Genomic DNA, 13,145 nt, shown 5'->3' with positions numbered 1-13,145 from the left:
CCGCGCGGACCCGCTCAGAACCAGTGCAGGCAGTGCGGCTCGCGCTCCGACCGGAAGACGGCATCGGCGAGCGCCGCCGCCCCCGCCCGGTGCTCCCGTACGTGTCCCGCCCGCACCAACGTGCTCGGCACGGTACCCCCCAGGTACAGCGATCCCAGGTCGCTGACGTCGAGCGACAGGTCGGGCGCGCGCTCGGTCAGACCGCACACCCCCTTACCGTCCCGGACCGACAGCAGGTACCGCCCCCGCTCCCCGAGGAACGGGTCGTCCACCTCGAGGACGAGCTCCCCGTCGGCGCCCCACCCGCGCGCGGACAGCGCGCCCGCCACGTCCAGCAGCCGTACCCACAGCCAGTCCGTGTCCCCGGTGACCTCCCCGGCCCGGAAGTCCGTGAACTGCCAGCGCAGCGGGTGCCCGGTCGGCACGTGCCGGAACACCACCGTCTCGGCCAGGTCGTGGCCGAGCAGGAAGCGCGCCAGGTCCGTGTACACCGCGTCGGAGACGGCGACGACCTCGTCCACCGTCAGCTTCCGCGCGTCCATCAGGTACGTCGCGTACCCGTCCGGGACGCCGTCGGCGTCCCGGTGCAGGGCGACCAGCCGCGGTGCCCGCGAGACCGGCGGCTGCCCGGCGCCGGCGGCCCACCAGCGGTGCGGCCGGGACAGGGCGCCCGGCTGGGCGCGCCGGTAGCGGTCGTAGACCTCCTCGAGCGCGTCGACGCACTCGGCCCGCCGCCGGATCTCGACCGAGCCGGCGGGCGCCGTGCCCGGACCCCCGGCCCGCGGCGCGGCGAGCGCCTTCCGGTGCCCCGGCACCGTCAGCCGCGCCGTGTAGGTCGCCGGCCCGTAGCCGAACCGCCGGTAGATCACGGCCTCGGAGGCCAGCAGCACGGACAGCACCTCGCCGCGCTCCCGCAGCGACTCCAGCTGCCGCCGCATCATCGCGGTGAGCACGCCCCGGCGCCGGTGCGAGGCCAGCACGCCGACGCCGGTGACCCCGGGGGCCGGTACGACGGCCCCGCCGGGCAGGGTGAGTTCGAAGGAGTAGGCGCCGGCGGTGCCGACCGGCCGGCCGTCCTCCGCGACCGCGAGCAGGCCCCGGTCCATCTCGTACGCGGACCACAGGGCCCCGCCGCCGTCCTCGGCCGCGGTCCCCGGGGCCTCGCCGAACGCGGCGTAGAGCGTGTCGACGAAGGCTTCGAGGTCCGCGTCGGTGGTGGAACGGATTTCCATGGCTGGTGCTGCCTCCCGTGACGGCGGTACCGCGGTCACGGCACCCCGCCCACTCCAGCGGTACCGGATCACCGGGTCAAACGGATTACCGGCGGCGCCGGTTCACACCTCCAGCACCGTCAGCAGCGGTGGCGCCGGGGGCCAGGGGAGGGGCGCCGGACCGGCGCAGGCCGCGGCCAGCCGCAGGGCCCCCAGCAGGGGCGGGCCGTCCGGGGTGTGCCGGCGGTGCGAGGGCAGCCGGTCGTGCACCGCCTCCGGCAGTCCCGGGAGCCGGAACAGCCCACCGGTGAGGGCCACACGGGGGGAGTCCAGACCTGCCGCCGCGGCCGCCGCGGTGGCCGCGATCTCCTCGGCCGCCCCCTCCAGGACGGCCGCCGCCACCGGGTCGCCGGCCCCCGCGGCCCCGGCCACGTCCGGGGCGAAGCCGGCGAGCAGGGCTGCCCGGTCGGGGCGGCCGGTCAGGGCCGCCGGAAGCCCCTCGGGCGGGCCGAAGCGGGTGCGGGCCGCGGCCAGCAGCGCCGGCGAGCCGCCCGGCCGGCCGTCGTGGGCGCGCAGCGCCGCCTCCAGTCCGGCCCGGCCGATCCACGCCCCGCTGCCGCAGTCGCCGAGCAACTGGCCCCAGCCGTCGGCCCGGTGCCAGCCCCGCTCCGGGTGCACCCCCAGGGCGACCAGGCCGGTACCGCCGGCCACCGTCACCCCGGACCGGGTGCCCAGCGCCCCGATGTGCGCGGTGACCGCGTCACCGGCCAGGGCCAGCCGGCGGGCCCCGGTGGCCGCGGCGAGCGGCCCGGGGAGCTTCGCGGCGAGTTCGGCGCCGAGCAGGGCCATCCCGGCGGCCCCCACCGCCACGGCCGCCAACTGCCCGCCCGGCACCTGCCGCAACAGCTCCGCCAGGGCCGGCAGGGCGGCGGCCAGCACGCCGTCCGCATCCCGTCCGGCGGCGGTGACCCGCCCCGGTACGGCGAGTTCGACGCTGCGGGTGGTGGTGAGGACCGGCGTCGCGGCGGGCGCGAGGGCCAGCCGGACGCCGGTCCCCCCGACGTCGATTCCGGCGATCCAGGGCCCTTCGGGCATCGCGGCCCCTCCTTCGGTTTCCGGACAGCTTCGGGATGTGAGGGCGACCATAGCCCGGTCCACCGTTGCCGAAAATCTTTCGAATCTACGCGCGAAGCGCGAAAGATTTTCTGCCCACACCGCGGAATGAGACCCGTTCCGCAAGATCGACATTGTTGTTGCGGGGGCAACTTGTCGGGCCTTGTCCGGATCGCGGCCAACCTCCGCCCGCGGTTTTCCGGCCCGCCGCCGACCGCTGATAGGCATCGACCGGGCCGCGTGCGCAGTGATGTGCGCGGCACCTCCCACACCACCGTTTCCCAGGGGGGACACGTATGTCCGCACTCACCCGCCGCCGCGCACTCGGTCTGACCACCGGAGCCGCGGCCGCCGCCGTACTCGCCGGAGCCGCGGTCCGCGCCGCCGCCGACACCGGCACGGGCGCCGGTCCGATGGACCACGCCCACATGGACCACACCGGCATGGACCACACCGGCCACGGCGCCACCCTGCCCGCCGCCTTCGACGAGGTCTTCCAGGGCCGCCGCATCCAGGGCGGCCCGGCCGAGCACGGCAGCCACCACGCCGAGCACGGCGCCGGCTACCAGGTCCGCATCGACGGCCGCGAACTGCACATCATGCGCAACGCCGACGGCACCTGGATCAGCGTGGTCAACCACTACGAGACCTACCAGGACCCCCGTGCGCTGGCCCGCGCGGCCGTGGTCGACCTCCAGGGCGCCCAGCTCGTCCCGATGGGCTGACCGGCCGGCCGGAGCCCTGCCCACGGCACCCGCCCCCGGCGGTCCTGACCACCCGCCAGGGGTGTGCGCCCGCACCACCGCACCCGTACCACGCGCACGCAGAAAGAACCCCCGTGACCATACGCAAGAACCAGGCCACCCTGACCGCCGACGAGAAGAAGCGATTCGTCAATGCGGTGCTCGAACTGAAGCGAGCCGGGACCTACGACACCTTCGTCTCCACGCACAACTCCTTCATCATGAGCGACACCGACAGCGGCGACCGGGTCGGCCACCGCTCGCCGTCCTTCCTCCCCTGGCACCGCCGCTTCCTGCTCGAGTTCGAGCAGGCCCTGCAGGCCGTGGACTCCTCCGTCGCCCTCCCGTACTGGGACTGGAGCACGGACCGCGACGCCCGGGCCTCCCTGTGGGCCCCCGACTTCCTCGGCGGCAACGGCCGGTCCCGCGACGGCCAGGTCATGGACGGCCCCTTCGCCTACGCCGGCGGCAAGTGGAACATCAACGTGCGGGTGGACGGCCGGTCCTACCTCCGCCGGGAACTCGGCGCCGGTGTCGCCCAACTGCCCACCCGTGCCGAGGTGGAGAGCGTGCTCGCCATGGAGACGTACGACATGGCGCCGTGGAACAGCTCCTCCAACGGCTTCCGCAACCACCTCGAGGGCTGGCGCGGGGTCAACCTCCACAACCGCGTGCACGTCTGGGTCGGCGGCCTCATGTCCACCGGCGCCTCGCCCAACGACCCGGTCTTCTGGATGCACCACGCCTTCATCGACAAGCTCTGGGCCACCTGGCAGAAGCGCCACCCCAACTCGCCCTACCTGCCGGCCGCGGGCACCGTGAACGTCGTCGACCTGCGCGACACCATGCGGCCGTGGAACAACGTCACCCCCGCGGACATGCTCGACCACACCGCGCACTACACCTTCGACACCGCGCTCTGACCGGACCGTCGACCGGCCCCGGCCAACTGCCCCCGCCCCGACCGGATATCGCCATCCGGCCGGGGCGGGGCTGGTGCCCGCACGGCCCGGGCGATTGGATCGGGGCCCATGAGACGACAGAGGATCACGAGCCTGCTCGGCGGGCTCGCGCTCGTGGCGGGCGCCCTGCTCGCCGGGGCCGGACCGGCCACCGCCGGCGAGGCCCCGCCCGCGGAGTTCGGCACCGACTGGCACGACCCGGTCACCGCCGCCCCGCCGGTCCCGCACCCCGACACCCGCTCCTGCGAAGTCACCCTGGCCAAGGTGCAGTTCAAGGACTTCACGCCGTACCGCGGCGGGTACGAGCCGCCCGCGGACTGCGGGGCCGGCGACTGGAGCACCGTCGTCCTGCGGCTGGACGGCAAGGTCAAGGGCCGGCAGTTCGACCGGCTCGGCTACCTCAGCCTCGGCGGGGTGGAGATCCTGCGCACCTCCACCCCCGAGCCCTCGCCCGAGGGCATCGCCTGGTCCGTGGAGAAGGACGTCACCCGCTACCGCGACACCCTGCGGCGGCCGGGCCAGGTCGAGATGCTGATCGGGAACGTCGTCGACGACACGTACACCGGGGTGATCGAGGTCGAGGTCACCCTCACCTTCTACGCCGCCGACCACCGCGGACACCGGCCCGACACCCCCGACCGGGTGCTGCCGCTGACCGCCGGTACCGTCACCACGCCCCGCAACTCCGAACGCCTGCTGGCCGAGGTGTACGCCACCGGATCCGGCGGCGGCTGCGAGGAGTTCTGGTACCTGACCACCCCGGATGCCGCCCCGTACTCCTGCAAGGCCGAGGGCGGCCCGTACCGCGAGGTGCAGATCAGCGTGGACGGGCGACCCGCGGGCATCGCGGCGCCCTTCCCGCACGTGTGGACCGGCGGCTGGTCGAACCCGTTCCTCTGGTACGTGGTCCCCGGCCCGCACGCCTTCGACGTGCAGCCGGTCAGCTACGACCTGACGCCCTTCGCCGCGGTCCTCAACGACGGCCGCCCGCACGCCGTGACGGTCTCGGTGGCCGGTCTGCCGGCCGGCCAGTCGGGCTGGAGCACCCCCGCCAACCTGCTCGTCTGGCAGGACCACGGGCGGGCCGTGGTCACCGGGAAGCTCACCCGCGCGGACGCCGGAGAGCTGCGCAACTCACCGGTCTACACGCCTGGTTCGGGCACCGAGCGGCACCGCCTCGACACCGAGGGCGGCCACCGGCTGACCACCGCCGGCTATCTGGACACCTCGCACGGCCGGGTCGCCACCACCGTCACCAGGTCGCTGGCGAACACCTCCGCGCACCGCTGGACCGAGGGCGAGGACCAGGACGCGCTCACCGCCACCTGGACCGACGAGGAGACCGTCACCCGCGGCGGCACCACCACCCGGATCCGGCGCACGTACGCCATGGACGGCGAGATCACCCTCGACGCCGCCGACCGGCTGCGCACCGTCCTGACCCTGGCCGACCGCAGCGACACCACGGTGCTGGGCGCCGGCCGGGCCCCCTCCTGGACCCGTACCGAGGACACCTACACCGGCGACGCCGCCTACACGTCGGGCGTCCCGCGCGACCAGCGCCACGCGGTGGGCACCAGCTCGGAGCGGTACCGCGTCGTGGGGAGCACCGGCTGCTACGACCGTGAACTGCGCACCGAGCAGGGCGCTCTGACGGTGGATCGCCGGAGGTGCTGACGAGGGAGTCCCACCCCGTCGGGGGCACCTCCGAGCAGTAGCCGGGGGAGTGTGCGGCGGTCGCCCGGCCGTCAGGCCGGGTGGCCGCCGGTCCGGTCGAACTGTGTGCGGTGCAGCTCCTCGTAGCGGCCGCCGGCCGCCAGCAGCGACTCGTGCGTCCCCCGCTCCAGCACCCGCCCGTCCTCGATCACCAGGATCAGGTCCGCGGCCCGCACCGTCGACAGCCGGTGCGCGATCACCACGGCCGTGCGCCCCTCCAGGGCCTCCGCCAGCGCCTCCTGGACCGCCGCCTCCGAGGTCGAGTCCAGGTGCGCGGTGGCCTCGTCCAGGATCACCACCCGCTGCCGGGCCAGCAGCAGCCGGGCGATGGTCAGGCGCTGCCGCTCGCCGCCGGAGAGCCGGTAGCCGCGCTCGCCGACCACCGTGTCCAGCCCCTCCGGCATGGCGGCGATCAGGCCGTCCAGACGGGAGCGCCGCAGGACGTCCCAGAGGTCGTCGTCGCTCGCGCCCGGCCGGGCCAGCAGCAGGTTCGCCCGGACCGAGTCGTGGAAGAGGTGCCCGTCCTGGGTCACCATGCCCAGGGTCTCGCGGATGGAGTCGGCGCTCAGGTCGCGCACGTCCACCCCGCCGAGCCGGACCGCGCCCTCGTCGGCGTCGTACAGCCGCGGCAGCAGCTGGGCGATGGTGGACTTGCCGGCCCCGGAGGAGCCGACCAGGGCCACCATCTGGCCCGGTTCGGCGCGGAAGGAGACGCCGCGCAGCACCTCGGTGCCGCCCCGGCTGTCCAGGACCGCGGTCTCCTCGAGGGAGGCGAGGGAGACCTTGTCGGCGGCCGGGTAGCCGAAGCGCACCCCGTCGAACTCGACCGAGACCGGTCCGGCCGGCACGGCCCGGGCGTCCGGCCGCTGGGTGATCAGCGGTTCGAGGTCCAGCACCTCGAAGACCCGCTCGAAGCTGACCAGCGCGCTCATCACCTCGACCCGGGCTCCGGCCAGCGCCGTCAGCGGCGCGTAGAGCCGGGTCAGCAGCAGGGCCAGCGAGACCACCGCGCCGGGCTCCAGGGTGCCCCGGAGGGCGAAGTTCCCGCCCAGCCCGTAGACGAGCGCCAGGGCGAGGGCGGAGACCAGCGTGAGGGCGGTGATGAAGGCGGACTGGGACATGGCCGTGCGCACCCCGATGTCCCGCACCCGGCGGGCCCGGGCGGCGAACTCGGCGGACTCCTCCGCCGGCCGGCCGAACAGCTTGACGAGGGTCGCGCCGGGCGCGGAGAACCGCTCGGTCATCCGGGTGCCCATGGCGGCGTTGTGCTCGGCGGCCTCCCGCTGGAGCCGCGCCATCCGGCGGCCCATGCGGCGGGCCGGCAGCACGAACACCGGCAGCAGGACCAGTGCGAGCAGGGTGATCTGCCAGGAGATGCCGAGCATCACGGTCAGGGTCAGGACCAGTGTGACGAGGTTGCTGACCACCCCCGACAGGGTGTTGCTGAAGGCGCGCTGGGCGCCGATGACGTCGTTGTTGAGCCGGCTCACCAGCGCGCCGGTGCGGGTGCGGGTGAAGAAGGCCACCGGCATCTGCTGGACGTGGTCGAAGACGGCCGTGCGGAGATCGAGGATGAGCCCTTCGCCCAGGTTGGCCGAGAGCCAGCGGCCGTAGAGGCCGAGGGCCGCCTCGGCCAGCGCGATCCCGGCGATGAGCAGGGCGAGGGTGGTGACCGTCGAGGAGTCCCGGTGGTCGACGATGGCGTCCACCACCCGGCCCGCCAGCACCGGGGTGGCCACCGCCAGCAGCGCGATCGCGACGCTGATCAGCAGGTACGACCCGATGCGCCGGGTGTGCGGCCGGGCGAAGGCGCCGATCCGCCGCAGCGTCGCGCGGTCGAACGGCCGCCGGTCCGACTGCGCGTTGATGGCGCTGTGCAGCGAATGCCAGGCCGTGATCTCCATGTCCATGGCTTGAAAGTAAGACCTCAAGCGGCATTGAGGTCAAGGGCGGGGCCCGGGACCGGGGCTTCCGTGCGGAAGCCGGCCCGGGCCCGGGCCGCCGCTACGGCTTGATCGCGCCCATCGGGCTGCACTCTTGTTCCTTCGCGCTGGGGATCTTCCCGCAGATGGTGATGGTCTCCCAGGTCTCCTCGGGGGTGACGGCGAGCATCCGGGTGTAGGTGTCGTGCTCCATGCGGATCGAGGCCTCGTCGGTGAGGCCGCGCTTGTCGCGGATGCTGACGCCGTCGCCGATGTTGCCGCTCTCCACGCGGCCCCACACCGCTTGGCAGGCCTCGCTGTAGCGCAGCTGGATGCTCATCCCGCGCAGCCAGGTCTGGCGGACGGTCTTGGCGTCCCACTGGCAGTCCTCGGCCTGCGGCTCGCGCAGCAGGCAGGTGTCGCTCTTGCACCCGGGCTTGGCCGGGGCGGCGGCCTTGTTGACCGGGGTGGACCCGGTGTTCTGGGCGGCCGAGGACTTGCCCTTGGCCCCGGACTTCGCGGTGGCGTCGCCCGAGCCGCCGAACCCGCCGAGGGCCAGCACGGTGAAGAGGCTGCCCAGCAGCGCACCGGCCACCACGCAGGCCGCCAGCGGCAGGTACGAGCGCCAGCCGGGCGAGGCTGCGGGCGCGGCCGGTCCGGAGCCGGCGGCGGCCGGCTGCGCGGCGGTGTCGGCACCGGGCTCCGGGGCGGGCGCCTCGGGTACGGCCGGCACGGCGGCGAGCGGGACGGCGGCGGCCGGGGTCTCCTCGGCAGCGGGCGGGCTGTTCTGGGGAATCGTTTCCTCGGTGACGGGCTCGTCGGGAGCCGTCTCCTCCCGGACGGCCAGCTGCGCCAGCAGCGCGAGCAGCGGCTCCGGGTCGGCTCCGGCGGCGTTGGCGAACTCCTGCACGGCGACCCGGGTGGGTACCTGCTTCCCGTTCAGGAAGCGCTCCCAGGACGAGCGGCTGTAGTGCGTCTTGTCCGCGAGCCGGTTGTAGCTCAGCTGGGATGCGTCCTTGATCCGGCGCATCTCGGTGAAGAGGTCACCTCTCGGAGAGACGTCTCCGTCGGATATCCCTGCTCCCTGTGCCATCAGGCGGGCCCCCCTCAGTTTCTGCCGCGCGCGGTCGGCGTTGCACGTGGCGAGCCCCAATTATGAGCCAGCCGGGACGTGCTCGATCAAGAGCCCCCCGTACATCGCCGGCGGCCCTGGGACCAAACCGGTAGCCCTCATTCCGACACCCTTCCGACCAGGCCGGACCCCGTCCCACGGTCCCCGGCCCGCTCCCCGCCCCGTCCGGGACGACACGCCGGTCCGGGCCCGCCCCGACCGGCGTGATCCGGCCGCCCCGGGCTCGCCGGAGGAGCGGCCGATCCGGCCGCAAGGGGCCCCGGGGCAGGGCCGGGACGGGCGCGCCCGGCGGACCCGGCCGTCCCCGGCCCCGCGCCGGCCGCCCGCCGGGACGTCCCGCCGTGTCCCGGACCGCGTCGTGGGACATCACGGGACGTCCGGCCCCCGGACCGTGCGCCCCGGGGCCGGCCGGCCCGGCGGGACGCCGTGAGACGGCCGGGACGGCGGGACGCCCCCCGCCCCGGCCTACGCTTCGACCGACGGGGCCACCCCCCGATTTCCGCCCGTGCAACAGGAAGAACCGCCATGCACCGTCCCCGCCGCCCCTTCGCCCGGGCGCTGGCGGTACCGGCGACACTGGCGGCCCTGGCCGCGCTGGTCCTCGTCGCGGCCCTCGCCGCCTGTACCGCCCGGCCGCCCGACCGCGGCGCCGCCGGCTCCGGGGGCGCCGGACCGCGGGCCGTGGACGAGCACGGCGGCCGGGCCATGCTCGGCCGCCCCGCCGTGCCCGGCACCCCGCAGGCGCCGGACCCCGGCTTCCGCGAGCCCAGCGACCCCTCGCAGTGGACCCTGCCGCTGCTGGCCTACCGGCCGGGCGAGGAGCAGCGCCGCACCCTGGTCGGCGCGGAGCAGACGCTCGTCCGGTCCTGCATGCGCCGGTACGGCTTCGACTGGGCGCCGTCGGAGGAGATCCCCGCGCCGGGCCCCCGCAACGCCATGGACTGGCGGTACGGGATCCACGACGCCCGGCTGGCCGCGACCCGCGGCTACCAGCCCGACCAGGCGCAGCAGGAGCAGTACGACCGGGCCCGCCGCGCGGTCGCCGCCCGGCCGCCCCTGTCGGCCGAGGGCCGGGCCGTCCTCACCGGCGGTACGGGAGCCGGCCCCCACCGCGGCAAGGGGCCGGCCGTCCGGGCCCCGGTCCGCGCGGTGCCGCCCGGCGGCTGCCTCGGCGAGGCCCGCAGCCGGCTGGGCACCGCCAGCCACGGCAGCTCGCCCCTGGTCGAAGGTCTGCTCGCGGACGCCCTCCGGCAGGCGGCCCGGGAACCCGCCGTCCGGGCGGTCTTCCGGCTCTGGTCCCAGTGCATGCGGACGAGCGGCTACCGGTACGCCGACCCGCTCGCCCTGGCGGCCGACCCGCGCTTCGCCCGTACCCCGCACCCGGTCGGAGCGGTCGAGACCGGCACCGCGCTCGCGGACCTGCGCTGCCGGGGCCGGCTGCGGGTCACCGAGGTCTGGTACGGGGCCGAGGTCCGCGTACAGGAGCGCGCGGTCGCGGCGCACGCCGCCGAACTGGCCGCCGTACGGGAGGGGCTGGACGAGGTCTTCCGCAACGCCACCGAGGTGGTCGCCCAGTCCCGCGCCTTCATGGAGATCAAGGCCCCGGCCATCGGCTGACCGTCCGGCGACCCCGGCCGCCGGACGGATCCGGGCGGAGTCCTGCCGACGGCATCGTGTCCCGGCCACGCGGCTGCTACGTTCGAAGATCGGACACGAAGCTGACGAAGGCGGTTGTGCAGTGACGCATCACGTACGAGGAGTCATCGCGCGGGGCAAGGGCGCTCCGGTGGAGACCACCACCATCCTGGTCCCGGACCCCGGGCCCGGCGAGGCCCTCGTCCAGGTCAAGGCCTGCGGCGTCTGCCACACGGACCTGCACTACCGCGAGGGCGGCATCAACGACGACTTCCCCTTCCTCCTCGGCCACGAGGCCGCGGGCGTGGTCGAGGCGGTCGGACCGGACGTCACCTCCGTGGCCCCCGGTGACTTCGTCATCCTCAACTGGCGCGCGGTGTGCGGGAACTGCCGGGCCTGCCGGCGCGGCCGCCCCTGGTACTGCTTCGCCACGCACAACGCCGTCCAGCCCATGACCCTCGAGGACGGCACCCCCCTCGCCCCGGCCCTGGGCATCGGCGCCTTCGCCGAGAAGACCCTGGTCGCGGCCGGCCAGTGCACCAAGGTCGACCCGGCCGCCTCCCCGGCCGCGGCCGGGCTGCTGGGCTGCGGGGTGATGGCCGGCCTCGGCGCCGCCATCAACACCGGCGGCGTCGGTCGCGGCGACTCGGTGGCCGTCATCGGCTGCGGCGGCGTGGGCAACGCCGCCATCGCCGGCGCCCGCCTGGCCGGCGCCGGGAAGATCATCGCGGTGGACCTGGACGACCGGAAGCTGGAGCTGGCCCGGGGACTGGGCGCCACCCACACCGTCAACGGCCGCACCGACGAGGTCGTCAAGGCCATCCAGGCGCTGACCGAGGGCAACGGCGCCGACGTCGTCATCGACGCGGTCGGCCGCCCCGAGACCTACCGGCAGGCCTTCTACGCCCGGGACCTGGCCGGCACGGTCGTCCTGGTCGGCGTCCCCACCCCCGAGATGAAGCTCGAACTGCCCCTGCTCGACGTGTTCGGGCGCGGCGGCTCCCTCAAGTCCTCCTGGTACGGCGACTGCCTGCCCGAGCGGGACTTCCCGGTCCTGATCGACCTGTACCTCCAAGGCCGCCTGGACCTCGACGCGTTCGTCTCCGAGACCATCCCGCTCGACGGGGTCGAAGAGGCCTTCCACCGCATGGAGCGCGGCGAAGTGCTGCGCTCCGTCGTGGAGTTCTGACCGGCGGGCCTCCGCGCACCCGACCGGCCCCCCGTCCCGCCCCCGCACCACGCGCCACCGCACCACCGCACCATCCCAGGGAGCCCCTCCGTGAGCAGCAGTTACCGCCAGCCCGGTGTCGTCCTGACGGACCGCCACTTCACGGTCCCGCTGGACCACGACCACCCGGGCGGCGAGAGCATCGAGCTCTACGCCCGGGAGGTGGTGGCCGCCGGCAAGGACCCGGCGGACCTGCCCTGGCTGCTCTACCTGGAGGGCGGCCCCGGATTCGGCGCCCGGCGGTTCACGGGCCGGGGGGCCTGGCTCGGCCGCGCGGTCGAGGAGTACCGCATCCTGCTCCTCGACCAGCGCGGCACCGGCCGCTCCACCCCCGCCAACCGGCAGACCCTGCCGCTGCGCGGCACCCCGCAGCAACAAGCCGACTACCTCGCCCACTTCAGGGCCGACTCGATCGTCCGGGACTGCGAGGCGATCCGCCCCGGCCTCACCGGCGGCGCTCCCTGGACCGTGCTCGGCCAGAGCTTCGGCGGCTTCTGCGCCACCCACTACCTGAGCACCGCCCCCGAGGGCCTGGCCACCGTCCTGATCACCGGCGGGCTGCCCGCCCTGACGGCCGGCGCCGACGAGGTCTACCGGGCGGCCTTCCCCCGGATCCGGCGCAAGAACGAAGCCCACTACGCCCGTTACCCGATGGACGTGGCCCGCGCCCGGTCCGTCGCCGACTACCTCGCAGAACACCGCCCGGTGCTGCCCGGCGGGCTGCGGCTGACCCCGGAGGCCTTCCAGTCCCTCGGCCTGATGCTGGGCTCCGGCGACGGCAGCCACCAGCTGCACTACCTCCTGGAGGACCCCTTCGTCCTCACCGCGTCCGGGTACGAGCTGTCCGAGGCCTTCCAGGCCGGGGTCGAGGCGGCCCTCTCCTTCGCCGGACACCCGCTGTACGCCCTGCTGCACGAGGCCATCTACGGCCAGGACCCGGCTCAGCCCACCGGCTGGGCGGCCGAGCGGGTCCGGGCCGGCTTCCCCGAGTTCGCCGCCGACAAGCTCCTGGGCACCGACCGACCGCTGCTCTTCACGGGCGAGACCGTGCACCCCTGGCACTTCGAGACCGATCCGGTGCTGGCCCCCCTCAAGGAGACCGCGCACCTGCTCGCCGACCGCACCGGCTGGGGCCCGCTCTACGACCCGGCGCGGCTGGCGGCCAACGAGGTGCCGGTGGCCGCGGCGGTCTACCACGACGACATGTACGTCGACACCGCCCACTCGCTGGAGACGGCCCGCGCGATCCGGGGCCTGCGCACCTGGGTCACCGACGAGTTCGAGCACGACGGGCTGCGGGCGGGGGGCCCTCGGGTGCTGGACCGGTTGCTGGGGTTGGTTCGGGGGGAGGTCTGAGGGGGGCGGGGTCTGGGAGCCCGGAGGGGGTGGGGATGTGTGGGTCCCCGCGTCGCTTGACGGGGGCGGCCTGCAGGCCCTGCGGCAGGCCCACCCCTGGGACTTCGCGGCTTCGCCGTGCCCTTCG

The 13,145-nt window shown here is 74.9% G+C and carries 10 protein-coding genes; 6 read left to right on the top strand and 4 right to left on the bottom strand.

The window, feature by feature from the left end; all coding sequences use genetic code 11:
- Window positions 1–14: 14 nt before the first annotated feature.
- On the bottom strand, window positions 15–1,232 hold the full coding sequence (locus AB0O40_RS26845) for a GNAT family N-acetyltransferase (RefSeq protein ID WP_365046816.1): 1,218 nt from the start codon (window positions 1,230–1,232) through the stop codon (window positions 15–17).
- 102 nt (window positions 1,233–1,334) lie between these two features.
- Window positions 1,335–2,306 (bottom strand): BadF/BadG/BcrA/BcrD ATPase family protein, encoded by a 972-nt coding sequence (locus tag AB0O40_RS26840; RefSeq protein ID WP_365046815.1) that lies wholly within the window; start codon window positions 2,304–2,306, stop codon window positions 1,335–1,337.
- A 314-nt stretch (window positions 2,307–2,620) separates the two neighbouring features.
- Here AB0O40_RS26840 and AB0O40_RS26835 point away from each other — a divergent pair, with 314 nt between their 5' ends.
- The 3 genes from AB0O40_RS26835 (at window position 2,621) to AB0O40_RS26825 (ending at window position 5,706) form a co-directional block, all read left to right on the top strand.
- Entirely contained in the window at window positions 2,621–3,049 is a 429-nt protein-coding gene (locus AB0O40_RS26835) for a tyrosinase cofactor (protein WP_365046812.1), read from the top strand.
- A gap of 113 nt (window positions 3,050–3,162) precedes the next feature.
- The gene (locus AB0O40_RS26830; RefSeq protein ID WP_365046809.1) at window positions 3,163–3,990 is read left to right on the top strand and encodes a tyrosinase family protein; all 828 of its coding nucleotides are present in this window, start codon (window positions 3,163–3,165) and stop codon (window positions 3,988–3,990) included.
- A gap of 108 nt (window positions 3,991–4,098) precedes the next feature.
- A complete protein-coding gene (locus AB0O40_RS26825; protein WP_365046806.1) occupies window positions 4,099–5,706 on the top strand; it encodes a peptide-N4-asparagine amidase in 1,608 nt (535 codons plus the stop codon).
- A gap of 71 nt (window positions 5,707–5,777) precedes the next feature.
- Here AB0O40_RS26825 and AB0O40_RS26820 read toward each other — a convergent pair whose 3' ends face one another.
- Together AB0O40_RS26820 and AB0O40_RS26815 are read right to left on the bottom strand one after the other, a co-directional pair.
- Window positions 5,778–7,655: an ABC transporter ATP-binding protein gene (locus tag AB0O40_RS26820; RefSeq protein WP_365046803.1), complete on the bottom strand. Its 1,878-nt coding sequence runs from the start codon at window positions 7,653–7,655 to the stop codon at window positions 5,778–5,780.
- Between the two features lie 94 nt (window positions 7,656–7,749).
- The gene (locus AB0O40_RS26815) at window positions 7,750–8,760 is read right to left on the bottom strand and encodes a DUF2690 domain-containing protein (protein ID WP_365046801.1); all 1,011 of its coding nucleotides are present in this window, start codon (window positions 8,758–8,760) and stop codon (window positions 7,750–7,752) included.
- Between the two features lie 564 nt (window positions 8,761–9,324).
- Here AB0O40_RS26815 and AB0O40_RS26810 point away from each other — a divergent pair.
- The 3 genes from AB0O40_RS26810 to AB0O40_RS26800 all read left to right on the top strand — a co-directional run bounded on the left by AB0O40_RS26810 (window position 9,325) and on the right by AB0O40_RS26800 (window position 13,018).
- On the top strand, window positions 9,325–10,416 hold the full coding sequence (locus AB0O40_RS26810) for a hypothetical protein (protein ID WP_365046798.1): 1,092 nt from the start codon (window positions 9,325–9,327) through the stop codon (window positions 10,414–10,416).
- Between the two features lie 121 nt (window positions 10,417–10,537).
- On the top strand, window positions 10,538–11,623 hold the full coding sequence (locus tag AB0O40_RS26805) for an S-(hydroxymethyl)mycothiol dehydrogenase (RefSeq protein WP_365046796.1): 1,086 nt from the start codon (window positions 10,538–10,540) through the stop codon (window positions 11,621–11,623).
- Window positions 11,624–11,713: 90 nt separating this feature from the next.
- Window positions 11,714–13,018 carry an alpha/beta fold hydrolase gene (locus AB0O40_RS26800; protein WP_365046793.1) on the top strand — a complete coding sequence of 435 codons (1,305 nt, stop codon included), beginning with the start codon at window positions 11,714–11,716 and terminating at the stop codon, window positions 13,016–13,018.
- Window positions 13,019–13,145: the final 127 nt, after the last annotated feature.

This window comes from Streptomyces sp. NPDC089919 (assembly GCF_040684615.1).
GTDB lineage: Bacteria > Actinomycetota > Actinomycetes > Streptomycetales > Streptomycetaceae > Streptomyces.
This window is presented reverse-complemented; position numbering and strand designations above follow the sequence as displayed.

Coding starts and splice junctions, on each gene's coding strand:
- AB0O40_RS26835 (WP_365046812.1), top strand. CDS start 2,621: ATGTCCGCACTCACCCGCCGCCGCGCACTCGGTCTGACCACCGGAGCC.
- AB0O40_RS26820 (WP_365046803.1), bottom strand. CDS start 7,655: ATGGACATGGAGATCACGGCCTGGCATTCGCTGCACAGCGCCATCAAC.
- AB0O40_RS26845 (WP_365046816.1), bottom strand. CDS start 1,232: ATGGAAATCCGTTCCACCACCGACGCGGACCTCGAAGCCTTCGTCGAC.
- AB0O40_RS26810 (WP_365046798.1), top strand. CDS start 9,325: ATGCACCGTCCCCGCCGCCCCTTCGCCCGGGCGCTGGCGGTACCGGCG.
- AB0O40_RS26825 (WP_365046806.1), top strand. CDS start 4,099: ATGAGACGACAGAGGATCACGAGCCTGCTCGGCGGGCTCGCGCTCGTG.
- AB0O40_RS26840 (WP_365046815.1), bottom strand. CDS start 2,306: ATGCCCGAAGGGCCCTGGATCGCCGGAATCGACGTCGGGGGGACCGGC.
- AB0O40_RS26815 (WP_365046801.1), bottom strand. CDS start 8,760: ATGGCACAGGGAGCAGGGATATCCGACGGAGACGTCTCTCCGAGAGGT.